The sequence below is a fragment of the Prosthecobacter sp. genome, assembly GCF_044226605.1.
GTDB lineage: Bacteria > Verrucomicrobiota > Verrucomicrobiia > Verrucomicrobiales > Verrucomicrobiaceae > Prosthecobacter.
This window is the reverse complement of sequence record NZ_JBGAGS010000007.1, coordinates 14725-39533: the sequence shown is the minus strand read 5'-3', so window position 1 is coordinate 39533 and position 24809 is coordinate 14725. Positions and strand designations below refer to the sequence as shown.

Genomic DNA, 24809 nt, shown 5'->3' with positions numbered 1-24809 from the left:
GATTTCTTCAACCTTGGGGTGCTGCGTGAGCCGCCCGCCAGTTCTTTAGATCTTTTGGGTGATTTGGCAGCCTGGCTCAACCCAGGAGTTTCTTCCGCAGACAGCACCATTCATCGTCTTCCAGAAACTCATGCAGCCTCCGAAGGCGTTCGGAGATTTTTTCCCAGGCCTCGTCCGCCGGCAGTTTCCACGGCACGAGACCGCCCGCAGCGGCGCAAGCCACGTCCACATCGGCCTCTCTCAGCAGGCAGTATAGCATTTCCTCCACAAAGAGATGCACGGAGCCAACGCTGTGCTCCGGTCCCCAACGTTCGCGGACTTCGCGCACCAGTGCGGCGACTGACACCGCGCCATGAGCGAGGCGTTGGTGGACAGCCTCCGCCATCTCGCTTTGCAGGGACATGGTTTTTACGTCAGCCTGCCGGTGATGTAGGCCTCAGTCTGCGCATTCGCGGGCTTGTTGAAAATCTTCATCGTCTCGTCCTCCTCGACGAGGCGGCCTTTGTAGAAGAAGGCGGTGCGGTCGGCGATGCGCTTGGCCTGCTCCATGTTGTGCGTGACAATGATGAAGGTGTACTGCCCACGAAGCTGGTGAATCAGCTCCTCGATGCGTGCGGTGGCGATGGGATCAAGCGCGGCGCAGGGCTCGTCCATCAGCAGAATACGCGGCTGCAGGGCGATGGCACGCGCGATGCACAGACGCTGCTGCTGGCCGCCAGAGAGGCCGGTCGCGACCTCGTGGAGGCGGTCCTTCACCTCATCCCACAGCGCGGCGGAGCGCAGGCTGCGCTCGGCGGCTTCTTCGAGATCGTGGCGGTCTTTGATGCCGGCCACGCGGAGGCCGTACACGGCGTTTTCAAAGATGGAGCGCGGGAAGGGATTGTACTTCTGGAACACCATGCCGACATTGCGCCGCAGGCTGATCACATCGACATCGGGCGCATAGAGATCCACGCCATCGATCTTGATTTTGCCGCTGACCACGCGCGCGGAATCCACGAGGTCATTGATGCGGTTGATGGAGCGTAGCAGGGTGCTCTTGCCGCAGCCGGAGGGGCCGATGAGGGCGGTCACGTCGTCGCTGCGCATGTTCAGATCGACGTCAAAGAGCACCTGGTTGTCGCCATAGGCATAGTTGAACTTCTCCACCTGGATGAGCGGCCCGGTGTCGGCTGGAGCTGGAGTTTCGGCGGCCATGAAAAACGTTAGCTGAAAGTGCCGCGCAGATAAGCCTCGGTGAGCTTTTCGCGCGGATTGGTGAAGAGTTCTTCGGTGGGTGCAAACTCCACCAGTTTGCCGAGATGCAGGAAGGCGGTGTAGTCGGAGACGCGCACGGCCTGCTGCATGTTGTGGGTGACGATGACCACGGTGAACTCCTTGGCGAGCTGATGCATGAGCTCTTCGATCTTGAGCGTGGAGATGGGGTCCAGCGCGGAGCAGGGCTCGTCCATCAGCAGCACGTCAGGCACGGTGGCGATGGCGCGGGCGATGCAGAGGCGCTGCTGCTGACCGCCGGAAAGCGCCAGCGCATTGGCATGCAGGCGGTCCTTCAGCTCCTCCCAAAGGGCGGCTTGCGTCAGCGAGCGCTCCACGGCTTCATCGAGCACGCTTTTGTTTTTCTCGCCATGGATGCGCAGGCCGTAGGCGACGTTTTCGTAGATGCTCTTGGGGAAGGGATTGGACTTTTGGAAGACCATGCCGACCTGCTTGCGGAGCTGCGTGAGGTCCACATCCGCATCGTGGATGTTTTTGCCTTTGACGAGCACTTCGCCCTTGGTCACACGGGCTCCGGTGACGCGGTCGTTCATGCGGTTGATGCAGCGCAGCAGCGTGCTCTTGCCGCAGCCGGAGGGGCCGATGAGAGCGGTGACGCGGTGGTACTCCACCTTCAGATCGATGTCGTACAAAGCCTTGCTGGTGCCGTAGCAAAAGTCCATGTCACGCACCTGGACAACAGGCGGCGGAGTGGTCTTGGCGGTGGATTCTGCGGACATGAAGGAGGAAGCAATTACCAGCGATACTTGGCGCGCAAGCGCTTGCGCAGCATCACGGAGCTGGCGGCCAGGGTGGCCACGAGGACGAGGAAGACGAAGACGGAGCCATACTGCGCGCGCTCCGCATACTCGTTCTGCGGGATCTTGGCGGCAAGGGTGTAGATGTGGTACGGCAGCGCCTGCACGGACTCGGTGAAGATGCCAAGGAACCGCGACACGCTCTGCTCCCAGTGGGCAAAGATGGAGGCATCCGCCGGCAGCGGCGGCAGGTCCTTCTGCCAGGGCAGCTTGTCTTTGAAGGCCAGGGCGGCGGTGAACATGATCGGCGCGGTTTCTCCCGCCGCACGAGCGATGCCGAGGATGCTGGAGGTCAGAATGCCCGGCGTGGCAAAAGGCAGCACGCTGTGGCGGATGGTCTGCCAGCGCGTGGCACCAAGTGCCATGCTCGTCTCACGGAAGCCCTGCGGCACCGCCTGCAGGCATTGCTCGCTGGCGGTGATAATGACGGGCAGGATGACGAAGGCGAGCGTGAAACCGCCGGAGAGCACGCAGGTGTCCCACCCTTGGAAGCTGAGCGTGGTGAAGCCCAGAGGTATGGCCAAAATGGAGCGCTCCGCCGGCACATCCACAAACGTGGGCGCGGTCAAAACGAAAGCGCCAAGCCCAAACAAACCGAACACCACGGAGGGAACACCCGCGAGGTTCAAAATGGCCAGCCGCACCATTTCGAGGAACTTGCCATGCTTCGCGTATTCGCTGAGATAAATGGCGCAGGCGACGCCGAGGAAGAGCGCCACGCCCACGCTGACGATCACCAGCAAAGCAGTGCCGACGATCGGCCCCAGAATGCCGCCGCCGGAATAGGAGATGGTTTTCTCCGCACGGAAGTTGTCGCCCAGCTTCTTCTTGATGGCGTCGGATCCGTTCACATCCGTCTCAATGTGGTGGCCCTGCTGGTCTTCGATGACATGCAGCGTGGCGGGCAGCTCGGTGAGGAACTTGGTGTTCACAAACGGCCACTTGGGCTGGAAGGTCACGGGCGCGCCTTTGACGAAAATATGCGCCATGATCGCCACGGTGATGAGCACGACGATGTAGCTGCCGACACGCAGGCCCCAGCGCGCGGCGGTCTCGCGCTTCTGAATGCCTGAGTTGTCTCCAGCGAAGGGGTTGTCGTTGGTGGGAGAAGGGGTCATGCCTTGTGGGGTTCAAAGCGGCGGGCCACAGCGCGGGCGCACCAGTTGACGAGAAGGGAGATGGCAAACAGCACGATGCCCACCATGAACAGCGCCTGCCAGTGAGAGCTGCCGCGCGAAACCTCTCCAAGCTCCTGCGCAATGATGCCGGTGAGCGTGTGCGCCGGCTGGAAGATGACACCGGGCCCGGCGCTGAAGTCGGGAATGGCAATGCGATTTCCCGCAACGAGCAGCACCACCATCGTCTCGCCAACGACACGCCCGAGACCGAGCAGGATGGCGGAGAGAATGCCGGATATGCCAGCGGGAACGATGACGCGGAAGACGGTCTGCAGCTTGGTGGCGCCGAGCGCGTCGGAGGCATCGATGTAGGCACGCGGCACGTTGTTCAGCGCATCTTCGGAGAGGCTGAACATCGTTGGCACGGCCATGAAGGCGAGCAGGCAGCCGGCATTGAACATGTTAAGCCGCTCCTGAATGGGGAAGCCGGGCACCCACTGCAGCCAGCTCCATTCGCTGACGTCCTTGATAAGATTTCCCACCAGCGAGATGCCGATGAAACCGAGCACCACCGAAGGAATGGCCTGGATGAATTCGATCACCGGCTTGATGATTTCCTTCTCACGGTCGCTGGCAAACTGGTTGGTGTAAATCGCGGCCACCACGCTGATCGGCGTGGCGATCAGGATCGCAATGGCGGCGATGACCAGGGAGCCGGTGAGCAGCGGCACGAAGCCGTAGAAGTCCTGCCAGGAGCTGTTGGTGATCCACTGCGTGCCGAAGAAGAAGGCGCCGATGACGCTGAAAATGGAGACGGGCCTGTCCCAGCGCCAGCCTTCCAGCGTGGCGGCGGCGGCGCGCATTTCACGTGCGTGCACCGGGATGCCCTCGCGCACTTCGTTCACCAGCTTGAGCGCGGCTTCCGTGCCGGCTTCCTTGGGCAGTGCGGCGCCGGCTTTCTCGATGACCACGGCGTATTTCTCCACCTGCTCGCGCAGCTCCGCGGTGCGTGAGGTGATCTCTTTGATGTTGTCCTCCAGATTGACCGCTTCCGAGACGGATTCCTCGGCTTCCTTGGTTAGGCTGGCTTTTTCTTTGGCGTCGGTCTCCTTCGCGGCGGCTTCGAGCAGGCGCTTGCGGTTGGTTTCCAAAACCTCAAACTCCACGGCCTTTTCCTTGGTCTCCTTGGCCTTTTCCTTGAGTTCATCCACCACTTCCTGCAGAGGCTCGGTGGCTTCTTCAAACTCCTCCTGGGCCTGCACCAGAGCGGCAAACTTGCTGCGTGCTTCGCGGTCCTTGTTGCTGAAGTCCGCCACCAGCTTCTGCAGCAGCGGCGGCAGATCGGTGACTTCGGGAGTGAGCGTGGAAAACTCACGCTGAAGCTGCTCGCGCTCCGCTTGGGTGAAGAGATCCGGGTAGCTCAGCGAGGCGGCTGCGCTGGCGGAGACGGCGGCCAGCTCTTTGCGCAGCACCTCCGTCTGGTCTGGCGCGGGCGGTGTTTTCTCCAGGGCCTGCGTCAGCGTGTCACGCGGGCGGGCGGTTTTGTCCTCCACCTGGCGCTTGAGAAGAAAGGCGGCGTCACGGCGGTCACGCGCGGTTTTGGAGAGGGTTTCCAGAGAGGCGCTGACGGCCTGGCGCAGCCTGCTGGAAAGCGCCTGATTGCGCTGCAGGGGCTGGTCGATGATGTCGCAAAACTCCAGTCCGGCGCGGCGGTAGGTTTGCAGTTCGCGCTGGTAGGTGGGCAGGAAGTCGATGCCCTCCCGCAGCAGGAAGACCATGATGAGGATCAGCACGACGATGGCCACACTGGCGTTGCTGCCGAAGAAGTACTTGATCAGCGCCTGGGGATCGACCCCCAGGATCGTGCGCTTGCGGTTTCGGAGCAGCACGCTGCGCAGCGGTGGGCGGCTGGGCGGCGTGGGGGAGCTGTTCATGCGGCAGGGGTCTGGTGGCACCGGAGCTAGAAACAAAATCCGGCGGTCGAGACACGTCTCTTCCGCCGGAGTGTGGAGTCGGTCAATCAACAGTTATTTCGCAATGCTGAGGGGAACGAAGCCAGCCTTGCTCACAATGGCATCTCCGGCAGGGCTGAGGCAGAAGTCGATGAAGGCCTTGGTGGTGCCGGTGGGTTCGCCACTGGTGTACAGGTAGGTGGGGCGGGAGAGGGGGTAGGACTTCACGGCAGCCGGGCTGGGGGAGGACCCGGCGATGGACACGACCTTGATGCCTTTGGCGCCAGAATAGGCGTAGCCGACGTAGCCGATGCCGTTGGGGTTTGAGCCGACTTCCGCCGCAATCTGTTCATTGCCAGCCATTTTCTGGCTGTTCTTGCCATACTCGCGGCCCTTCATGGCCAGGCCGATGAAGTCCTTGTACGTGCCGGAGGAGGTGTTGCGGGTGTAAACGGAGATGGGTCCGGGGGTGCCTCCCACTTCGCTCCAGTCCTTGATGTCGCCGGCGAAGATCTGCAGCAGTTGCTTCTTGGAGAGGTCGGAGACGGGATTGTTTTTGTTCACCACCACGGAGATCATGTCCCAGGCCACTTCAAATTCCGTGAGAGTCACGCCCTTGCTGCGGCAGAGGGTGCGCTCGTCCGCCTTCACCTTGCGGCTGGACATGCCCACTTCAGCGGTGCCGGAGGCGAGATTGGTAAACGCGGTGGAGGAGCCTTCCGCGGCGATGTCAAAGCTGACTTTGCCGCCCTGCTTCTTGAAGGACTCGGCGAGCTGCGGCACCAGCTTGGCACCGAGGGTGTCCGAACCGCGGATGCGCAGGGTGGTCTGGGCCTGAAGCGAAAGCGCGGCGGCAAAGGTGGTGGCAAGGGTGAGGAAGGCGATCTTCATGGGTGGTTTGGATGGATAGGGATGACGCGGCGGATATTGGAGGAAGGGGGCAAACGGTCAAAACACGCTTTGTGACGAAAGCGTCACATTGGAGATCCCAGCGCCTTCCGCTCTTCACAAACGGAACTGGCGATGTGAACAACCGGCGTCCGTGACGAAAGCGTCACATTAAGCATCTGGCAGGCATTTCAGGTTACGGGCATGTGACATTCGTTCTCCGGGGAGATGCATTGTCAACCCGGGGAGTTTTTTCTCAACTCACCCGATCCACCTCACACATGCGTCTCCAACATTCCCGCATCGCCCGTGCGCTGACCGCTTTTGCAGCCGTCACCATCGCCATGCCGCCGTCCTTGCCCGTCACCGCCGGTCCGGCCATGGAAAAGCTCTTCCTCATCATGAAGGCCAAGGGCACCCTGAGCCAGGAAGAATATGACATGCTGGTGGCCGCCTCCCGCGAAGAAGACAAGGAGCGCGAAAAAGCGCTGGCAGCCGCCCCTGCCCCGGCACCTGCAGCCCCTGGTGCCGCCCCTGCCGCCAGCACCACCGCCCTGGAAAAGCGCCTGGCCCAGACGGAGAGCAAAGTAGGACATCTGGAAAGCGCCCTGACTCATAAGAGCGGAGATCCCGTCTTGGAAAAGCGCCTTTCCCAAACCGAAAACAAGGTGGACAACCTGGAAAACGCCATCTCCACCACACGTGGCCAGATCGAGGACATCTCCAAAATCACGGACAATACCTCCCCCTCCACCATGTCTGCCGCCGAGCTGGACAGCCTGCTGGCGGACAAATGGTATGAGCGCCTGAAGATGAAAGGCTACCTGCAGGTGCGCGCGGACTCCGTCATTCACGAGGACGGCGGCCAGCTGAACATTCAGAACGACCCCTTCGCCAATGACCAGTCCAGCATCGGCGTCCGCCGCGGCCGCCTTGCCTTCAGCGGAGACCTGACCAATCACGTCTACCTCTATTTCCAGGCCGACCTGTTTGGCGGCGTCAATGGCAACGGCGGTGTGCAGGCTCGCGACTACTATGCGGACGTCTCCTTGGACCCCGCCCGCGAGCACCGCGTGCGCATGGGCCTCTCCAAGGTGCCCTACGGCTACGCCACCATGCAGTCCTCCCAGAACCGCCTGGCCCTGGAGCGCCCCGAGGCTATCAGCACCGCCGTCGAGGGCGAGCGCGACTTCGGCGTTTACTACATGTACGCCCCATATGAGATCCGCGAGCGCTTCAAGAACCTCGTCAAAATGGGCCTGCGTGGCTCCGGCGACTACGGCATGCTCACCTTCGGCGCCTACTCCGGCCAGGGGATCAACCGCCCGGACACCAACGGTCAGCCGCACTGGATCGCCCGCGCCACCTATCCCTTTGAATTCGACAACGGCCAGTTCCTCGAAATCGGCATTCAGGGCTACGCTGGCAAGTTCAACACCACCACCGCCCCCATCCCTGGCGTGGGCACCCCGGTCAATGGCAACGGCGGAAACCGTGGCTTTACCGATGCGCGAGTCGCCATCTCTGGCGTGCTGTTTCCGCAGCCTTTCGGCATCGAAACCGAATGGAACTGGGGCAAAGGCCCGGTGCTCTCCAACGATCTGAAAACCATCAGCACCGCCAGCCTGAGCGGCGGCTATGTGCAGGCCAACTACCGCCACGTCTTTGCCAATCAGCGCGAGCTCATCCCCTTCGTCCGCTGGCAGACCTACAATGGTGGCCGCAAATTCGCCCCCAATGCCCCGCGCGACAAGGTCAACGAAGTCGGCGTCGGTTTCCGCTTCATCCCGTACCCAGAGCTTGAGCTCACCGCCATGTTCATGCACGGCATGCGCGCAAACACCAACGTGGCCCCCTACGGCAACGTGAACTACGACTACCTAGGCGTGCAGGCCCAGGTGAACTTCTAAGCGCCCCCATTTAGGTTGAGGTTGAGTGCGAGGCCGGATGCATCGGGAGTGCATCCGGCCTCCTTCGTTTTTACCGAGACGCACGGAAGACATCCCCCAGCCAGGAGTGGGATCATCCTGATCCCCTTCCCCCTCTCCTGCTTCGCCCAACCACCGTCAACAACAGTCAACAACCGTTCAGCCACAGTAAACTCTCCCTTTTCCGCTTCCGGCCACCCGCCGCCAACCCTCCCCGCCTTCCCCTCTCCGGTTGCTTTCCCCCTCCTCCTCCGTTATACTGCGTTTCACCCCAAATTCGGCGGCCTCATGGAAACCATCCTCCAGCAGATCCTGTATGTCGCGGCGGCCATTGTCTTTGCCATCGCCTGCCGGTCCTTTGACAACCGCTTCATTCAGAAGCTCGGCTGGCTCTCCCTGCTGGGCGCGTCCTACCTCAGCGGCTTTTTCCTGACGGACTCCCACATCGGCGGCGCCATTTTTGTCGGCGCCTGGTTCATGCTGCCGTGGATGGAGATCGTCTTCCGCGTGCGCAGGCTGCGCTTTCCCATCAAGAGCGAGGTGAAGCACCGCTTTCCGCCCTCGCGCGAAGTCTTCCCCGAACTCTCGGACCTCAGCAGCGAGGCTGAGGACGACGGCTTTGTGGAAGTGGGAGACACCGGCTGGCAGTTCAGCCAGACGGACTACTTCATGCGCCTCTTTTACCACGAGGAAAAGCGCACCCAGGCCTCCATCGCGCTCGCGCAGCAGGGCGAGTTCGGCTTTTCCTACGTCAGCCTCACCTCCCGCACCGCCAGCGGCATCACCTTCACCACGACGAACTACCCCTTCGCCGCCACGATGAAGTACTCCCCCAAGCAGCGCCTGAACCGCTTCGCGCACGCCGCCTCCTTCTCCGACCTGCTGGACCGCCACGAGCTCTTTCTGCAGCGGGAAGGCGTCCGCCTCGAAGATCTCGCCCTGCAGGACACCGAGTACCTGCACGCCTACATCGAGCGCGACATGAGTGTGCAGATCGACCACAACATCACCACCGGCGTCATCGAGCCCACCGGCAACGGCGAATTCCGCTACTCCTGGCGCGGCTGCCTTTTCCTCTACTGGCAGGTCGTGAAGGACATGCTGCGGGTGTGATCACGGACGCGTCAGCCACTCGCGCAGCTTGGCCATCGTCAGAGATGTGTGGGAGAGCAGGAAAAAATGGTCCGCCTGGGGCACGGTGAAATCCTGCGTGGCCGGGGCCTGCTGCCGCACCCGTGCGATGCGCCGGGCGAAGTCGCCTGACTTCACGAAAAACTCTTCGCCACCGGCCATGAACGCGGGCTTGGAATCGCGTGGAAACTTCAGCAGCAGGTTCTCCGACGGATACGACGCGAGGCAGATGAGGCGGTCAAAGCGCTCCGGGTGCTGCGTATAAATGTGGCACGCGCCAGAGCCGCCGGCGGAGAGGCCGATGAGAAACGGCCTGGAGATCGCCCGCCCGAGCCTCGCTCCCACGGCTTGCACACACTCTTGTACGTAGTCGCCGGAGATGGTGGAGGTGCTGATGCCGTAGGCCGGGCAGATGATGAGGCTCTTGGGGAACTGCTCCGCAAGCAGATGCTGATACCATAGAAAGCTGCCGCCATAGCCATGCAGAAACAGCAGCACGGGCGTCTGCGCATTCGCCGCCGCCGGCACATGCACGAGCGCCAGGCCTTCCTGCGCCTGCACCGCGGCAAAGCAGTAGGGCAGCGCCGATCCCACACCGGAATACACCGGAGATTGAGCGATCAGCTCATACCGCGCCGCCACCAGCGGGCGCATGGTGGCGGCCTGCTCATTCGTCAAACCGAGCACCGCAGGCTGGGACAGGGCCAGCGCGACAATGGCGGATTCGGGGAGCGCTGTCAGCGCCATGCGGAAAGCAGGCAGGACATCCGAGGCCGGTGGGGTGAACTGCGCCGGCGCAGCGGCGTGCGTCGTCTTCCAGGTGACGCGGATGACCTCCTCTGCGTGCATGCCCGGGGAAAGGGCGAGCAGGAGAAAAGGGAGGAGCCAGCGCATGAACAGACCGTACCACGCGGGCAGGTGGCCGCACAACGTGGAAGTGCCGCCACCATCTGGTGAAATCACGTCTGTGTCTTGATCCACACCAAGCTCTCCCGCCGAGACCCGGCTCACGCCCGAAAGGGAACCTGGACTTGACTCAGGAACTGTCGTGCCGCCGGAGAATCATCCCTGGGAGCGCCGGTTTTTAACCGGCTCTGGGTGCCGCTCCGCATGCCGGCGGGCCCCGCATTTCTCACCGCGGCTTCGTTTCTTTGCCATGACTCAGGGACGCTCGACCGGAGCCGGTTAGAAACCGGCGCTCCCAGCACCATGGAGTGACTCTGCGGTGCCGACACCTTTTCAACTCTTTCTCGTATGATACCGCAAGCCGTTGAGAACAGGGACGTGTCTCATTCCATGCCCCAGCAACCTGCTCCGACGCGGAATGGCGGCTGATTGCGCAACCTTGAGGGATCAGGATGGTCCCTCTCCTGGGGAATCACGAACCCGGCGCTGGCTGGGGCTGATTGCGTGCGGCTTCGGCGGCGCGTTGAGCGGCTTCGGCAGCGGCGCGCTGGGCTTCCTCCTGAGCACGGCGGGCCGCCTCCTGCTGCGCACGCATCTGCTCTTCCTGGGCGCGGCGGGCGGCTTCTTCGGCCTGGCGCTGGGCCATTTCCTGGGCGGCACGTTGGGCTGCCTCCTGCTGGGCGCGCATCTGCTGCTCCATGGCGGCCCGTTGCGCGGCCGCTGCTTCTTGCTGCGCGCGCATCTGCTCTTCTTGAGCGCGGCGTGCCTGCTCCTGCGCCCGCTGCATTTCAGCTTCCTGCTGACGGCGTGCCTGCTCCTCGGCCTGGCGCTGGGCCATTTCCTGGGCGGCGCGTTGCGCGGCCTCCTGCTGGGCGCGCATCTGCTCTTCCTGGGCACGACGTGTCTGCTCCTGCGCGCGCTGCATTTCAGCCTCCTGCTGCCTGCGCGCCTGCTCTTCGGCCTGGCGCTGCAAGGAAGCAGCCTGCTCCTGCTGCTGTTGCTGTTTCATGGCCAGGGCTTCTGCAATCTGGCGGCTTTTTTCCGCCTCGGCGGCGGCCTGCTCTGCCATCGCCCGCTGCTGCTGGGCGGCCAGGGCCTCCTGCTGCTGCTGTTGTGCGGCCGCGGCCTGCATGCGGGCTTTCTCCGCTTCAGCGGTCACGGCGGCCTGATCGGCGGCCATCTTCTCTGCCAAAGCCCGGGCCTGGGCTTCCTGCTGCTGGCGTAGCTGCATCGCGCCGGCTTCAGCCTGCTGGCGGGCTTTTTCGGTCTCGGCAGCCGCCTGGTCGGCAGCCATGCGCTGCTGCTGTTGCGCGGCCGCGGCCTGCATGCGGGCTTTCTCTGCTTCAGCGGTCACGGAGGCCTGGTCGGCAGCCATCTTCTCTGCCAAAGCACGTGCCTGGGCTTCCTGCTGCTGGCGTAGCTGCATCGCGCCGGCTTCAGCCTGCTGGCGGGCTTTTTCGGTCTCGCCAGCCGCCTGATCAGCTGCCATGCGCTGCTGCTGCTGTTGAGCGGCCAGGGCGTTCTGCGGCTGTTGCTGCGGAGCGACCGCCTGCTCCTCGGCTCGCCTGGTGGCATTGGCCTGCTCTCCCGGCTCCCGCGGGTGGCGGTGCTGCATGGAGGCTCCCGCCTGAGTCTGCTCTCCCGCAGCGCGCATGCGTGCCCGTTCAGCTTCAGCGGCGGCATTGCCGTTAGCATTGGCTTGCTCAACAGTTGACGGCTGCTGGGCGGTTGCGGCGTCCGTGGCTCCCTGCGGCGCTGTGGCCGGAGGTGTCATGGCGCCGGCGGGGGCCGTCTGCCCAGGCGCAATGACCGGAGCCGCTGCCACCGGGGCTTCAGCCGGCTTCCCCTCCACCACCGCAGGCGTGGCAGGTGTCTGTGGCTGGGCGGGTGGGGCCACCGAGGGGTGGCCATGCTGCGGGCCCCGATGGTGCTCGGGTGCGGTGCCCGCCCCTGGCATGGCGGGGCGCGTGGGCATGGCGTCTGCACCCAAACCAGAGGCTCCAGGCGCTGCCGCCAAAGGTGTTGCGCCTTGGGAGGGCGCCGGGTTTTCAGCAGCGATGGCAGGCCGCACCATCTCCTGCGCGGGAGCCGTTATCGCCGGCGGCCTCTCGGCGACAGAGGGTGCTCCAGAGGGGCGACGGCCAGACTCATGCGGCATGTGCCCATGCTGAGGCTGCTGGTGCACCGGAGGCTGCTGCACCACGGCAGTCTCGCGCTCTCTGGCAATGTTTTGCCGAATTTCAGACGCGACCTGCTGTGGCACTCCTTCAAATCCGTTCACGGGAGAGGGATGCTGGATGTGCTCTTTGACCTCGGGACGGCGCATATGCGCACCGGAAGGCAGGGTGGGCAGCTGGACCACGGCCAGGCCGGAGTTCGGCGCCGGGCGTCCGTGCTGCTCATAATGGTGATGATCGCGCATCTGTTCGGCCTGAACCGTCTGCAGCGGCCGCTGTGGCACCGGCAGTCCGCATGTCTGCTCCATTTGCGCCCGCGGCGGGCCGCCCTGCTGGGCAAACACATGACCGCGCCCGTGGCCAGGGCTGGCGTGCGGCACGATCTGCGTGACGTTCACGCTCTGGCGGAAGATCACCGTCTGCTGCGTCACCGGGGCGTAGATGTTCACATAGGTCGGACTCACAAACTGGGTGTTGTTGATGAACACGTAGCTGGTGGGACCGAGGCCGTAGTAAGCATCGCAGTCGCGATAGACGCCGGTGCAAACGCCCGGCTGCGGCGGCAGCGGGGCCCAGCCCACGCAGTCGCGGCTCTGACGCCATGCCACCCAGGCCGGCGCCCACTCGCTGCCCGGCACCCACACCCAGCCATATCGGGCCAGATTGATCCAGCGGCCATAATGGTAGGTGGCCCAGCCAAACGGCTCATTGGACTGCCACGCCCAGCCCAGCGATGACCACACCCAGCAGCCGTCCACATAAGGCCTCCAGCCCGCCACGGTGATGGTGGGACGCCAGCAGTAGCCGTAGCCATTCACCTCAAACCAGCGGCCATAAGGTGCCAGGCGGTCATAAAACAGCGAGTAGTCCGCCTGCACCACCGGTTGTGGAGCCACACTGGGAGGGGGCAGGGTGGCGGCGATGCGCTGGGTGATGGCATTGCTCTTCTGGCGTGCGGTTTCCGCCTGCACCCGCAGTTCGTCATTCTGCTGCTTCAGCGCGTTCAGCGAGCCGCGCAGCTCTGCATTCTCCTGGTCCTTGAGCGCCTGCTGCATTTCCGCGAGCTGCTTGTCCATCAGGGCCGTCTTGGTCTCGATCTCCAGCGCCTGACGCTGAAGCGCATCGCGCGCCTCGGCCAGCTGGGGGTCCGGCTCCACCGCTGCAGGCGTGGCAGGCGCTTCTGCGGCGGGAGGCGGGGCTTTGTCACAACCCGCCAGCGACAGGACGGCTGAAAGAGCGAAAAGCGGGCGAAAGGGGGAGTTCATGATGGTGGGATGTTGCTCAGACTCCCGCCGCCGTATTTGTATTCAATCCCGTCGCTATCTCCGGCGTTTCACCACCTGCTGGGTCTGGCGTGTCTTAAGCATGAGGTCTGCCTCCAGCACGCCGCTGAAATGCGTGAGCGGATAGACGATGCTGCGACGACCGATGATGCTGCCGGGGCTGATGACGCTGTTGCAGCCGATCTCCGCGTAGTCTCCCACAATGGCGCCAAACTTCCGCAGGCTGGTGGGGATGACGTCGCTGTCCGTCTTCACGGTGACTTCCAGGCGGTCCAGCCGCACGTTGGAAAGGATGACGCCTGCGCCCAGATGCGCCTTGTGGCCGAGGATGGAGTCTCCCACATAATTGTAATGCGGCACTTCGCATCCATCAAAGACCACGCAGTTCTTGAATTCGCAGGAGTTTCCCAGCACGCAGCCGTCGCCGATGATGACGTTCTCGCGGATGTAGCAGCCCGCGCGAAGCTGGCAGTTCCGCCCGATCCAGGCGGGCCCTTTGATCACCACTCCAGGCTCCAGCGTGGTGCCCTCATCAATGAAAACATCCTCGCCGATGAACGCTCCCGGCGGCACCTGCGTGCGGATCTCCCGCTGCAGGCGGAAGTCCAGATACGACTCGATCCGCGCCAGCGCCGTCCACACCGGCGAGTCATCCGGAAAAAGGATGCCGTGCTTGGTGTGAGTGAGGTCGAGGTAATCGCGGGCGGGGAACATCCGAAAAAGTTCGAAGTTACAGGTTTAAAGTTTCAAGTTTTCAGCGGCGGTGTCTCAGGGTGAACTTGAAACTTTTAACCTTAAACTTGAAACCACGTCGGCTTACACCGTCAGAATTTCCTTCTCCTTCGAAACGACGTGCTGGTCGATCTCGGCGATCTTTTTGTCCGTCATGGTCTGGATTTCCTTTTCCATGCGGTGCAGGTCGTCTTCGGTGATGTGGCCGTCCTTCTCGCCTTTCTTGATCGTTTCCAGCGCATCGCGGCGGGCGGAGCGCACACGCACGCGGGCGTCTTCGCCCAGGGTTTTGCACATTTTGACCATCTGCTCGCGGCGCTCCTGGGAGAGGGCGGGGATGGGCAGTCGGATGACCTTGCCCTCGATGCTGCCATTGAGGCCCAGGCGGGATTCGCGGATGGCGCGGTCGATGTCCTGCAGCGTGGAGGAATCAAAGGGCTCAATGCGGATGAGGCGGGCGTCCGGCGTGGTGATCATGGCCAGCTGCTTGAGCTTCATGTGGCTGCCGTAGCTCATCACATGCACATCCATGTTTTCCACCAGTGTGGGGGAGGCCTTGCCGGTGCGCACGGTGGCAAATTCGTGAATAGCGTGCTCCACGGCCTTCGTCATGGCCTCGTCGGCCTCCATCATCGTCAGTTCAGGGTCCATAGCAGTCGGTCTCTCTAGTTTGGGTTGGGGCGGTTTCAGCCTTTGGCATCCACCATTGTCCCGATGTATTCGCCGATGAGCGCGCGGCGGATGTTGTCAGGTTCGTTCATGCTGAACACGCCGATGGGCATGTTGTTCTCCATGCATAGGGAGAAGGCGGTGGAATCCATCACCTTGAGCTGGCGGGTGAGGCACTCATGGAAGCTCACGCGGTCAAACTTCACCGCATTCGGATTTTTGTTCGGATCGCTGTCGTAGATGCCGTCCACCTTGGTGGCCTTGAGCACGATCTCCGCATTGATCTCGCTGGCACGCAGCGCGGCGGTGGTGTCCGTGGAGAAGAAAGGATTGCCCGTGCCAGCGGCGAAGATGACCACGCGGCCCAGTTCCAGATGGCGCATGGCTTTGCGGCGCACGAAGGGCTCGGCCACGTTGTCCATCTTGATGGCGCTCTGCACGCGGGTGGGCACGTCCATGGCTTCGAGCATGCTCTGCACAGCCAGGGAATTCATCACGGTGGCCAGCATGCCCATGTAGTCGGCGGTGGCGCGCTCCATGCCTTTGTTGCTGGCGGTGATGCCGCGCCAGAAATTCCCGCCGCCCACGACGAGGGCGATTTCGAGGCCGGTTTGATGTGCGGCTTTGATCTGCGCCGCCATGTCTTCAACGATGGGCGGGGAGATGTTGTCCGTGCTGCCGGGTTCTCTCAGGGCTTCACCGCTGAGTTTGAGCAGAACGCGACGGAATTTTCGGGGAGCTGTAGTGTCGGCCATGAAAGATCAGATTTAACTCATAAAGCATGCGCGCCGGGGCCTTGCAAAGCTAAATCTGCATGTCACACATCCCGCTACATCATGAAGGACGACCCAACCATCCCCTCAGACGCTCGCTTCGAGACACGCGCCATCCACGTGGGCCAGGACTACCGCAGCGAAACCGGCGCGGTGATCCCGCCGATCTACATGACCTCGACCTTCGAGAGCGGGAACCCCGGCAGCTTTGACTACACGCGCTCAGGGAATCCCAATTTCCGCAACCTGCAGACCACGCTGGCCAGCCTGGAAAATGCGAAGCACAGCACCGTCTTTGCCAGCGGCCTCAGCGCCATCTCCGCCATCCTTTTCTCTCTCAAGACAGGCGATACCATCCTCTCCGAGCAGCAGATCTACGGCTGCACCTACCGCATCTTTGAAAAAGTGCTCAAGCGCTTTGGCGTGAAGATCAAATACGCCAACCTCACCAATCCAGAGAACTGCGACCTCATCGCCCGCCTCAAGCCCGCGCTCGTCTGGCTTGAATCGCCAACGAATCCCCTGCTGAAAATCCTCGACATCAAGGCCATCAGCGAAGCCGCCCACAAAGTCGGTTCCATCGTTGCCATGGACAACACCTTCGCCTCCAGCCTGCTGCAGCAGCCGCTGGATCTCGGTGCCGATCTCTCCCTGCTCAGCACCACCAAATACACCAACGGCCACAGCGACTGCTTGGGCGGTGCGGTGTGCACCAACTCCGACGAGTGGCAGGAAAAGATGATCTTTGCGCAAAAAGCGATCGGCCTGCAGCCCAGCCCCTTCGATGCCTGGCTGACCTCCCGCGGTGCCAAGACCGAAGCCGTGCGGATGGAGCGCCACTGCTCCAACGCCCTCGAACTCGCCCAGCGCCTGGAAGGCCGTAAAGGTGTGAAGAGCGTGAAGTACCCCTTCCTCAAGAGCCACCCGCAGTTCAAGCTGGCGAAGAAGCAGATGACCGCCGGCGGCGGCATGCTGCTGGCCGACTTCGGCCTCAGCTACGCTGACACCCTGGCCTTCATCCGCCGCCTCCGCCTCTTCACGCAAGCGGAGAGCCTCGGCGGCATCGAAAGCCTCGTGGCCCATCCTGCCAGCATGACCCACGCCTCCATCCCCAAAGATGCCCGCGAAGCCGCCGGCGTCACCGATGGCCTCGTGCGCTTCTCCGTCGGCATCGAGCACGTGGAGGATCTGTGGAAGGACATTGAGCGTGCGCTGAAAGCGAAGAAATAGACTGCGCTTTTCAACGAACCGGCTCTTCCTGGGGACCTCTCGCAGAAGGCATTTTCGATCCGACCGGTGGCGACAAAATGACCGTGTGATAGCGGTTACTTTTGCAGGCGAGAAAAGCGTTCATCACATCAATCAGCCGCTCATAGCTGGCCCGGGCTTCGACGAAGATCACGATCTTGGAGGCTCCCGCCTTGAGTCGGTGTGCTGCAATCATTCTCCTCAAGTCCGGCAGAGACCTGCTTGATGCCGTATCATACAAGTGGCCATCCACTTCCAGTTCACCATCCTCCCGGATCACGATCTCAGGAGACTGGGCTCGATTCGGCAGGAGCTCGGACGCACCGGCAGCGTGCAAGAGCAGGGGTATGTCCCTTTCCTGTTTTTGCCACGCGAGGGAATGCATCAGCATTCCCAACCCGATCCACGAAAGCGAGACCGCCAGAAACGCCAGCCATGCCATGTAGAAGGAGAGGTCTACCGGTTCGAACTGGATGCATCGCCTTGCTATCATCGCCTGAGCGTGACGGCCGTGTGCTAAGTCATCTTGGGGTGCGATCTGGCGCGAGTTTGCACCTTCATTCCCGTTGCCTCCCGCCTCGCCCTGTAGAACAATCCCGCCCCCCAAAATGACCGATCTGTTTACCCATCCTCTTTGCAACGCTGAAGACCTCGGCAAGGCGATCCCTGACCATGAGCTTGGCGTGTCCGTGTGCCTACCGCTGTGGGAGCATGTGGTTGGTTATGAGGAGGGAGATCAGCGGATCGTTTCCAAGTTCAAATCTGGGTACCCACGCTTCTGCTGCCCGCCCGCCATCACGCGCCTGTTTGCTGCGGCGGAAAAGGAATTTGCCGCGCCCGGGGAACGCTGCCTTGTCTTCCCGCGTGTGGTGCATGCGGAGCGCTGTGTGAAATTCATTGGCACCGGCCGTGCGGTGGAATGGACCGCGCATCAGCTCGGCGTGGCCGTGTTTCCGGCGGACAGCTATGTGCAGGCGCGCAAGTTCTGGCGCTTCTGCGGCGAATGCGTGAGCACCCGCCAGGCCTGCGATGCCCTGGGCGAACACAAGAGCGAAGCCACCGCCGAAGAGGGCAAGGCCGCGAACCGCTCCATCCGCGAACGCATCGCTACACTGGCGGGGCAGCAGCCTGAGGACGTGTTTCTCTTCCCCTCCGGCATGGCGGCGAATTACGCCGTGCATCGCATGCTGACGCATCTCTTTCCGAATCGGAAAACGGTGCAGCTCGACTTCCCCTACGTGGATGTTTTGAAGCTGCAGCAGTTCTTTGGCAGCGGCGCGCACTTCATGCCGCTGGTGAAAGACAGCGAGTACGACGACCTGCGCTCACTGCTGCAAAAGGAGCCGATCGCCGGCATCTTCTGCGAGGCACCGAGCAATCCCCTGCTGCGCTGCGTGGACTTTGAGCGCCTGCTTTCCATCCGGACCGACGCGCAGCCGGGCGTGCCGATCATCGTGGATGACACTATTTCCACCGTGGCGCATGTGGATGCCCATCGTGTGGCCGATGTGGTGACCTCCAGCCTGACCAAGAGCTTCTCCGGCGCAGGCGATGTACTGGCAGGCAGCGTCGTGCTGAATCGCAACTCCCCGCATCACGCCGCCTTCTCCGCCTTCCTTGCTGCGCACGCCGACCACGAACTCTGGCGCGGCGATGCCGTGGCGCTGGAGCACAACAGCCGCGACTTCACCCAGCGTGCCGACACGATGAGCCGCAACGCGCAGGCTCTGGCCGATCACCTGCGCACGCACCCGAAAGTGGATGCTGTCTGGCACGCCAGCAGCAATGGCGGCAAGGGCTACGAACACATACGCCGGGAGCACGGCGGCCACGGCTGCCTCTTCTCCTTCACGCTCAAAAATCCCGAGACGGCCAGCGCCCCCTTCTACGATGCCCTGCGCGCCTGCAAAGGCCCGAGCCTTGGCACCAACTTCACGCTGGTGTGCCCCTACACCCTGCTGGCCCACTACGAAGAGCTCGACTGGGCTGCAAGCTGCGGCGTGAGCCGCTGGCTGATCCGCGTGTCCGCCGGACTGGAGGACACGCAGGATCTGATCTCGCGGTTTGATGAAGCGCTGGCGCTGGTGTGACCGCCCGTCACTGAAGGCTACTTCAGGACCGCCTCCACATCGCTGTCCTTCAGGCTCATCGGGTGCCCTTCCCAAACGACCTTGCCATCCTTGTCGAGGATCATGGCATGCGGGATGCCTTTGATGCCAAAGGGCTTGCTGAACTTGCCGCCGTTGTCAAAAGCCACGTGGTAGTCGATGGGCACGTCCTTGAGAAAGGCATTCACCGTCGGGCGGTCCTCATTGGTCACACCGATGATTTCGAGGCCCTTCGGCTTGAACTTTTTATAGACCTCATTCAGATGCGGAATGCTGGAGCGGCAGGGCGGGCACCAGGTGGCCCAAAACTCCACGATCATCGGCTTGCCGGCGAAGGGCGGAGCCTTCTCTTTGAACTTGAGGTCATCCACTTTGATGACGGTGCCTTTGTTGTCCTTGGTGGCGGTCGCCACAGCGTTTTCCACGGCCAGGAAGCCGCTCAGAAGCAGCCCAAACAGAATCAGTTTTGTTTTCATGAGGTTCGAGAAGTTGCGTTTCGGAAATCCGATTAAATGAAAAACGCGGGTCCGAAGCAAGCCCATTCCCCAAATTGTGCCCGGCATCAGCACATCACTTGCCCCGCCGCCTGCGCCACCAGTAACTCAGAAAGTGCGCCAGCCCACTGAACTTATACCCTGGCTCCACCCAGCGCTCGATCACGTAGAACGCAAAGTAGTACGCCCGGCAGAAACCCCACACGCACAGCACCAGCAACAGAGCCGTGCGCCAGCTCCAGTTCTCAAACAGCAGGATGGCCGCAGACATGAGGCCGATGAGAACAAACAGCCAGCCTTTCAGCCACATGGCGCGGGTGGATTGCAGGTCTCTCATGCACGTATGAAACACGCGCCTTCACTTCTTCTCCAGCCTCACATAGTCCAGCCCCACCATGAACCCGGGCACAGCTTCCGCGTGCTTGCCGGTGAGGGTGAAGGTCAGCTGATGCTCTCCAGCGCTGAGTTCGTGCGTGCCCCAGTCGAGTTCATCGCTATGGATGACTTTGGGGCCATTGTAGCCGTCCCAGGCAGTAGCGACGGATTTGTCATCGAGTGAGACATCGATGATGCCGTAGTCCTTCGCCAGGGTGAGCGCGGCCTTGAGCTGGTATTTGCCCTTCTCCTTCACTGGAAGCGCGAGCGTAAGTTTCTGCCCGGGCTTGGCACCCGTCCACCAAAGCTGCGAGGCACCGCTCCAGTCTCCGCCAAAGCCACCCATGCCCTGCGGCTTGGCATTGCCACCGGTTTTGCTCAGCACCTTGAGTGATTCGCCCTCGATCGCTCCGGGCACTGTAGTACCGGCTTTAGCCGGTCCGGACGCACCGCTCTGCAAATACTTCACCAAATCGATGACCTGCTCCGGCTTCAGCGCATCAAACAACCCCTCCGGCATGGTGCTGAGCTTCGACACTTCGCGCTTCGCAATGTCCGGCTGCGGTAGCGTGAACTCCACGCCGCCCATCATGGCGATGCGCACGGTGGCGGGCGTTTCCTCCTTGATGACACCGCTCATCACACGGCCGTCCTTCATGGTGAAGAGATTGAGCTGGTAGGCCTTGCCAATCACCGCATTGGGATCCAGCACATTTTCGAGCAGATAGTTCAGGTCAGCACGATTGCTGCCGGTGATGTCCGGACCCACATTCTGCCCCTGGCCAAAGAGCTTGTGGCACTGGCCGCAGGTGGCGGTGAAGAGCATCTTGCCTTTCTCCACATCTCCCTTCGCCAAAGCAGCGGGCGTGAGGAGCTCCCGGAACTTCTTCGTGCGCTCGGCCAAGTCTGCCTTCGGCGCATTCACGTCGCCCCAGGCGGATTTGATCAGTGCATTGATTTCCTTGTCATCGAAAGCGGTGAGCTGGCGCACGAGGAACGGAGAGAGAGCGGTTGCGGGCACGGTCTTGGCCTCGACGGCCTTGAGCAACTCCTTCGCACCTTCCTTGGTGGAGGCCAGCGTGTTCACTGCATCCGGCAGTTCATTGACAGAAAGTTTTGGAAGCAGCGCGCCCAGCACCTCGGGCGTCCCCGGATCTTTGAGCGACGCTAGCGCCTGAATGGACTTGCGGCGCAAGGACGCCGGCACCTCCTGCTGGAGAATCTGCTGCAAGAGCCTGGCCGTGGCGGCATCGCCCGTCTGAATCAAGACGCCGAGTGCGTGCTCACGCTCGTTCACAGGCGCAGTGGAAAGAGCAAGACGTTCGCGGAACTGTTTCACCGCCGCCTCATCGCCAAACAGCGCGCTGAGTTCGCGGACTGTGCTTGAATCTCCCAGCTTCGCCGAAACCGCCGACCAGTCCGCGGGCATGGTAAGTTTCCCGGCACTGCGGGCGCTGTTCAGAATCATCGCCAAGGTGGCCTCGCGCTTCGCTGCATCCGTTTCCTTGGTGAGTTCGGAGAGGATCGAGGCACGCCCCGCATCATCCGACGACAAACGGCGGTAGATGAATTCGGTGACCTTCGGCATCTTCGAAGCGCGTGCGAGTTCCAGACCCGCCTTCGCATCCGCCCCCACCAGTGGCTCAATGCCATACCAGATGAGCAGCGGGATCATGGGGTCGTCCTTGTCTTCGCCGCGCGAGAGGAGAGCGGTGGCGAGGGGTTTGCGTTGATCCTGAGGAAGGCGCTGGAGCGCGGAGGCAAGTTCGCGGCGAACGATGGGCGATGGATTTTTTTGAGCGCTATCACTCAAGACTCGAAGGTCCGTATCTGCGAAATCCACCTGTGATGCCGCCAGTCGGATGCGCTGCGCCTCGAACCACGCATCCTGAGCAGCAATGACTGGCTTTTGAAGATATGTCTGAGGCCTTAAAATGAAGCCAAGCCATTGATGATGGATGGCTTCTTCTTCAGTCACTGCTTGTGGGGGCTTTTCGTCAGACCAAAAGATCTTAACCAGCAAGGATGTGATTTTTTCTTCTTCTACTGGAGTCGATTGGAACTTCTCCATCAGCACCCGCCTCGCCATGCGCGACTCCCACTCGTTCCCCGTCTGCACCGCCAGCTTCGCCAGCGCCTCATCATTTTCCTTCGCAAGATCGCCCTTCCACGGCTTCCAGCCGTCGTAGCTGATGCGATAAATCCGCCCATTGCTGCGGTCCCAGTTTTCCACCGCATTGCTGCCGCGGTGGCAGATCTGCACATCGCTCCAGTCGCTGACATACAGAGCTCCATCCGGCCCTACCTTCTGCGTCACGGGGATGAAGTTCATGTCATTGGCACGCATGAAGTCGCTGCCGTGTTTGCCGATGTAGGTGCTGGCGTGGGGGTCGGTGTAGTTGCTGACCAGACGGTGGCCGTGGAGGTTGCCGAAGAGAAGCTGATGGCGATACGTCGGCGGGAAAAGGCTGCTCTGATAAATGGCGAGACCGCAGTGCGCGTGGCCGCCGCCAAGGGCGTTCGTGTCATCGTTCACGATGCCGGCGCCGGTGGACTTGTCGTGGGAGACGTCGGGTCGCGGATTGCCAGCGTAGTGCGCATGATCCGCGATGGTCTTGATGTCCTCATACGTGTAAGGATTGAAGTGCTGCCCCGCCTGCCGCTGGTAGCGCCCACCTGGCACGATGTGGTAGAGGTGCGGGATGACGCAGGCAGTGACGAAGAACTCGCCATGCTGGTCGTAGTCCAATCCCCAGGGATTGCTGGTGCCTTCCGCGAAGATTTCAAACTCATGCCGCACCGGGTGGTAGCGCCAGATGCCGGCATTGATGGGCTTGCGCTGATCATCCGGCGCACCCGGCTTGCCGACCTTGCTGTGCGTGAAGACGCCGTGGCAGCCGTAGAGCCAGCCATCCGGGCCCCAGATGAAGCTGTTCAATGTCTCGTGAGTGTCCTGACTGCCCCAGCCATCGAGCAGGGCGTAGGCGGTGAAGTTGAGGCCGGGGACCTGAGTAGCGGGGGCATTCTTGCCCCCATCTGACGGGCCAGGAATGGCCCGGTTACTGCCGAGCGGCAGCGGCTTGTCGCCATCGCGCGGGATGAACATGAAGTACGGCGCCGCCCCCACCCATACACCGCCAAAGCCAAGCTCGATGCCGCTCACAAGATTCAGCCCTTCGCAGAAAATTTTCTTCGTCTCAAAGACACCATCGCCATCTTTGTCTTCCAGAATCTTGATGCGGTCCTGCCCGGCGCCTACTTCGCGTGGTTTTGGGTAGCTGTTGCCTTCCACCACCCAGATACGACCGCGCTCATCAAAGGTGAAGGCGATGGGCTGCACGAGGTCTGGCTCGCTCGCGATCAGCTCTGCCTTGAAGCCACCGGGGAGCTGCATGGCCTTCACGGCATCCTGCGGTGACAGACCTTTCGCATAATCTTTCTGCGGCTTCAGCGCTGGGCCGTACATCTTCTTGGGTGTCAGGTCCGCCGTAGTGTCCTTGCGCTCCTGCGTGAGGATGTAAACACCGGCTTTGTTTCCCACCACGATGTCGGGAAGCTGGTCGCCATTCACATCGCCCACCTGCACGTCCACGCCCACACCGCTTTCGGCATCCACGAGGTGCGGCACGAAATCGACGCCGCCTTTGCCATCGCGCTTGGTTTGGTACCAGTAAATGACTCGCGCACCACGCTCATCGGGATCGTGCCCATTGTGCGCCCAGTAGCGCTTGCCGGTGACAATGTCCTTTACGCCGTCGCCATCGATGTCGGCCAGATGCGCGGCATGCGGCTGGGAGAAAACGATGCCGTAGTCGTTGTCCTGCGGCTGCTCGCTGGCCAGCATGACGCGCTGCCACGTTGGGCCGACGTTCAAAATTCCGCTCACCTCCTGCTTCACCCCTCCAACGACTGCATTTGCGCTGGCAGGCAGCGTGGTTTTTTGCTGAAGGTAAACCGCCACTCCATAGCGATGCGCGGCGAGGCTGGTGAAGACGTCGTTGGTGCCGTTCCCATCAAAGTCATACACAAACATCTGCGCACCACCGCCGATGCCTGCGGCGAAGTTATGCTGCGACCAGTGCATCTCGATTTGCTGCCGCATCTTTGCAGCGAGGTCGGGAGAGAATGCCCGAGTTTGGCCTGGAAGAATCTCTATTTTGGGCTGTTCCCACCACCGCCGCGCCTCCAGCAGATCCATTTTCCCATCGCCATTCACATCCCCCACCCCCAGTCCGTGCGTGAACTTCGCCACCTTCACGTCCTCCGTCACGGCCACAAAGGGCCACTTCTCCGTCGGCTTGTCCCAGTGCGGCGCGAACCAGCCGAATTTGCCGCCGGTGCTGCACACGATCTCCGGTTTGCCGTCGCCCGTGATGTCGGTGAAGACGGGCGATTCATTGTCCACCACATCGGCCACGATGTGCATGGGCCAGGGATTGTCATCATGCGTGCCGGGATTCAGGTACAGCCGCGCCTCCTTGCCAGGAAAGCCGAGGATGAGAATGTCGTTCTTCTTGTCCGCATTGAAGTCATAGACGTAGGCGAAGAAGTTGTCCGAGTAGCCATTGATGCTGAAGATCTTCGGCTCGTAGTAGGCGTGCTTCTTTTCAAACGTAGGCCCCTCCCACCAGAACGGTCCGGCGACGACGTCCGGTTTGCCATCTCCATTGATGTCGCCGATCGCCGCGCCTTCGGAATAAAAATCTCCGTGAAGCTGCTGACGTTTCCAGGTGATCTGGGTGGCGGCGTGAACGGTCGTGGCCGCAGCGAAAGCGAGGAGAAGCAGGCGTTTCATGGTTGTGAGAACCAAACGCTATCAGAAATGCCTGTGAACAGACAAGTTTTATGAGGAATCGGCCATGGTTTGGGAAAATCCAGCCAAGCAGTTCACTGCGGAGAACGCAGAGAAACACAGAGTTCCGGAACCATATCTCTGTGCCTCTCGGTGAACTTTG

19 protein-coding genes are annotated in these 24809 nt (G+C 61.9%); 4 read left to right on the top strand and 15 right to left on the bottom strand.

Annotated features, from left to right (window positions below; all coding sequences use genetic code 11):
* Positions 1–76 precede the first annotated feature (76 nt).
* The 6 genes from ACILSO_RS10760 to ACILSO_RS10735 all read right to left on the bottom strand — a co-directional run bounded on the left by ACILSO_RS10760 (position 77) and on the right by ACILSO_RS10735 (position 6033).
* Entirely contained in the window at positions 77–403 is a 327-nt protein-coding gene (locus tag ACILSO_RS10760) for a hypothetical protein (protein ID WP_395737403.1), read from the bottom strand.
* A 5-nt stretch (positions 404–408) separates the two neighbouring features.
* Positions 409–1197, bottom strand: coding sequence for a phosphate ABC transporter ATP-binding protein PstB (gene pstB, locus ACILSO_RS10755; RefSeq protein WP_395737402.1), 789 nt, complete (start codon positions 1195–1197; stop codon positions 409–411).
* 8 nt (positions 1198–1205) lie between these two features.
* Complete coding sequence (pstB, locus tag ACILSO_RS10750) at positions 1206–1994, bottom strand: phosphate ABC transporter ATP-binding protein PstB (RefSeq protein WP_395737401.1); 789 nt, start codon at positions 1992–1994, stop codon at positions 1206–1208.
* A 14-nt stretch (positions 1995–2008) separates the two neighbouring features.
* Positions 2009–3190 (bottom strand): phosphate ABC transporter permease PstA, encoded by a 1182-nt coding sequence (gene pstA / locus ACILSO_RS10745; protein WP_395737400.1) that lies wholly within the window; start codon positions 3188–3190, stop codon positions 2009–2011.
* Positions 3187–5124 (bottom strand): phosphate ABC transporter permease subunit PstC, encoded by a 1938-nt coding sequence (pstC, locus tag ACILSO_RS10740; RefSeq protein WP_395737399.1) that lies wholly within the window; start codon positions 5122–5124, stop codon positions 3187–3189. The genes pstA and pstC overlap by 4 nt, the downstream gene beginning before the upstream one ends.
* A 93-nt stretch (positions 5125–5217) precedes the next feature.
* Complete coding sequence (locus tag ACILSO_RS10735; protein WP_395737398.1) at positions 5218–6033, bottom strand: PstS family phosphate ABC transporter substrate-binding protein; 816 nt, start codon at positions 6031–6033, stop codon at positions 5218–5220.
* A gap of 278 nt (positions 6034–6311) precedes the next feature.
* On the opposite strand from ACILSO_RS10735, the gene ACILSO_RS10730 reads away from it, so the two are divergent.
* Together ACILSO_RS10730 and ACILSO_RS10725 are read left to right on the top strand one after the other, a co-directional pair.
* A complete protein-coding gene (locus tag ACILSO_RS10730) occupies positions 6312–7940 on the top strand; it encodes a porin (RefSeq protein ID WP_395737397.1) in 1629 nt (542 codons plus the stop codon).
* 306 nt (positions 7941–8246) lie between these two features.
* Positions 8247–9071, top strand: coding sequence for a hypothetical protein (locus ACILSO_RS10725; RefSeq protein ID WP_395737396.1), 825 nt, complete (start codon positions 8247–8249; stop codon positions 9069–9071).
* On the opposite strand, the gene ACILSO_RS10720 is transcribed toward ACILSO_RS10725, so the two are convergent.
* The 5 genes from ACILSO_RS10720 to pyrH form a co-directional block, all read right to left on the bottom strand.
* The gene (locus ACILSO_RS10720) at positions 9072–10100 is read right to left on the bottom strand and encodes an alpha/beta fold hydrolase (protein WP_395737395.1); all 1029 of its coding nucleotides are present in this window, start codon (positions 10098–10100) and stop codon (positions 9072–9074) included.
* 367 nt (positions 10101–10467) lie between these two features.
* The gene (locus tag ACILSO_RS10715; protein ID WP_395737394.1) at positions 10468–13437 is read right to left on the bottom strand and encodes a DUF6600 domain-containing protein; all 2970 of its coding nucleotides are present in this window, start codon (positions 13435–13437) and stop codon (positions 10468–10470) included.
* Positions 13438–13491: 54 nt separating this feature from the next.
* Positions 13492–14169, bottom strand: coding sequence for a UDP-N-acetylglucosamine diphosphorylase (locus ACILSO_RS10710; protein WP_395737393.1), 678 nt, complete (start codon positions 14167–14169; stop codon positions 13492–13494).
* A gap of 102 nt (positions 14170–14271) precedes the next feature.
* Positions 14272–14838 (bottom strand): ribosome recycling factor, encoded by a 567-nt coding sequence (frr, locus tag ACILSO_RS10705; protein ID WP_395737392.1) that lies wholly within the window; start codon positions 14836–14838, stop codon positions 14272–14274.
* Positions 14839–14873: 35 nt separating this feature from the next.
* The gene (gene pyrH, locus ACILSO_RS10700) at positions 14874–15611 is read right to left on the bottom strand and encodes a UMP kinase (RefSeq protein ID WP_395737391.1); all 738 of its coding nucleotides are present in this window, start codon (positions 15609–15611) and stop codon (positions 14874–14876) included.
* A gap of 81 nt (positions 15612–15692) precedes the next feature.
* On the opposite strand from pyrH, the gene ACILSO_RS10695 reads away from it, so the two are divergent.
* Positions 15693–16859 (top strand): trans-sulfuration enzyme family protein, encoded by a 1167-nt coding sequence (locus ACILSO_RS10695; protein ID WP_395737390.1) that lies wholly within the window; start codon positions 15693–15695, stop codon positions 16857–16859.
* Between the two features lie 10 nt (positions 16860–16869).
* Here the strand turns inward: ACILSO_RS10695 and ACILSO_RS10690 are convergent, their stop codons facing one another.
* Positions 16870–17319 (bottom strand): ExbD/TolR family protein, encoded by a 450-nt coding sequence (locus ACILSO_RS10690; protein WP_395737389.1) that lies wholly within the window; start codon positions 17317–17319, stop codon positions 16870–16872.
* Positions 17320–17485: 166 nt separating this feature from the next.
* Here ACILSO_RS10690 and ACILSO_RS10685 point away from each other — a divergent pair, with 166 nt between their 5' ends.
* Positions 17486–18967, top strand: coding sequence for a PLP-dependent transferase (locus ACILSO_RS10685; protein WP_395737388.1), 1482 nt, complete (start codon positions 17486–17488; stop codon positions 18965–18967).
* A 17-nt stretch (positions 18968–18984) separates the two neighbouring features.
* On the opposite strand, the gene ACILSO_RS10680 is transcribed toward ACILSO_RS10685, so the two are convergent.
* The 3 genes from ACILSO_RS10680 to ACILSO_RS10670 form a co-directional block, all read right to left on the bottom strand.
* On the bottom strand, positions 18985–19461 hold the full coding sequence (locus ACILSO_RS10680; RefSeq protein ID WP_395737387.1) for a TlpA disulfide reductase family protein: 477 nt from the start codon (positions 19459–19461) through the stop codon (positions 18985–18987).
* 94 nt (positions 19462–19555) lie between these two features.
* Entirely contained in the window at positions 19556–19816 is a 261-nt protein-coding gene (locus ACILSO_RS10675) for a hypothetical protein (RefSeq protein ID WP_395737386.1), read from the bottom strand.
* Positions 19817–19837: 21 nt separating this feature from the next.
* Positions 19838–24649 carry a PVC-type heme-binding CxxCH protein gene (locus ACILSO_RS10670; RefSeq protein WP_395737385.1) on the bottom strand — a complete coding sequence of 1604 codons (4812 nt, stop codon included), beginning with the start codon at positions 24647–24649 and terminating at the stop codon, positions 19838–19840.
* Between the last annotated feature and the right edge of the window lie 160 nt (positions 24650–24809).

What these genes read in the sequence shown, in the direction of transcription:
- ACILSO_RS10760 (WP_395737403.1), bottom strand. Translation starts at nt 403, where the DNA reads ATGTCCCTGCAAAGCGAGATGGCGGAGGCTGTCCACCAACGCCTCGCT.
- pstB (WP_395737402.1), bottom strand. Translation starts at nt 1,197, where the DNA reads ATGGCCGCCGAAACTCCAGCTCCAGCCGACACCGGGCCGCTCATCCAG.
- pstB (WP_395737401.1), bottom strand. Translation starts at nt 1,994, where the DNA reads ATGTCCGCAGAATCCACCGCCAAGACCACTCCGCCGCCTGTTGTCCAG.
- pstA (WP_395737400.1), bottom strand. Translation starts at nt 3,190, where the DNA reads ATGACCCCTTCTCCCACCAACGACAACCCCTTCGCTGGAGACAACTCA.
- pstC (WP_395737399.1), bottom strand. Translation starts at nt 5,124, where the DNA reads ATGAACAGCTCCCCCACGCCGCCCAGCCGCCCACCGCTGCGCAGCGTG.
- ACILSO_RS10735 (WP_395737398.1), bottom strand. Translation starts at nt 6,033, where the DNA reads ATGAAGATCGCCTTCCTCACCCTTGCCACCACCTTTGCCGCCGCGCTT.
- ACILSO_RS10730 (WP_395737397.1), top strand. Translation starts at nt 6,312, where the DNA reads ATGCGTCTCCAACATTCCCGCATCGCCCGTGCGCTGACCGCTTTTGCA.
- ACILSO_RS10725 (WP_395737396.1), top strand. Translation starts at nt 8,247, where the DNA reads ATGGAAACCATCCTCCAGCAGATCCTGTATGTCGCGGCGGCCATTGTC.
- ACILSO_RS10715 (WP_395737394.1), bottom strand. Translation starts at nt 13,437, where the DNA reads ATGAACTCCCCCTTTCGCCCGCTTTTCGCTCTTTCAGCCGTCCTGTCG.
- ACILSO_RS10710 (WP_395737393.1), bottom strand. Translation starts at nt 14,169, where the DNA reads ATGTTCCCCGCCCGCGATTACCTCGACCTCACTCACACCAAGCACGGC.
- frr (WP_395737392.1), bottom strand. Translation starts at nt 14,838, where the DNA reads ATGGACCCTGAACTGACGATGATGGAGGCCGACGAGGCCATGACGAAG.
- pyrH (WP_395737391.1), bottom strand. Translation starts at nt 15,611, where the DNA reads ATGGCCGACACTACAGCTCCCCGAAAATTCCGTCGCGTTCTGCTCAAA.
- ACILSO_RS10695 (WP_395737390.1), top strand. Translation starts at nt 15,693, where the DNA reads ATGAAGGACGACCCAACCATCCCCTCAGACGCTCGCTTCGAGACACGC.
- ACILSO_RS10690 (WP_395737389.1), bottom strand. Translation starts at nt 17,319, where the DNA reads ATGGCATGGCTGGCGTTTCTGGCGGTCTCGCTTTCGTGGATCGGGTTG.
- ACILSO_RS10685 (WP_395737388.1), top strand. Translation starts at nt 17,486, where the DNA reads ATGACCGATCTGTTTACCCATCCTCTTTGCAACGCTGAAGACCTCGGC.
- ACILSO_RS10680 (WP_395737387.1), bottom strand. Translation starts at nt 19,461, where the DNA reads ATGAAAACAAAACTGATTCTGTTTGGGCTGCTTCTGAGCGGCTTCCTG.
- ACILSO_RS10675 (WP_395737386.1), bottom strand. Translation starts at nt 19,816, where the DNA reads ATGAGAGACCTGCAATCCACCCGCGCCATGTGGCTGAAAGGCTGGCTG.
- ACILSO_RS10670 (WP_395737385.1), bottom strand. Translation starts at nt 24,649, where the DNA reads ATGAAACGCCTGCTTCTCCTCGCTTTCGCTGCGGCCACGACCGTTCAC.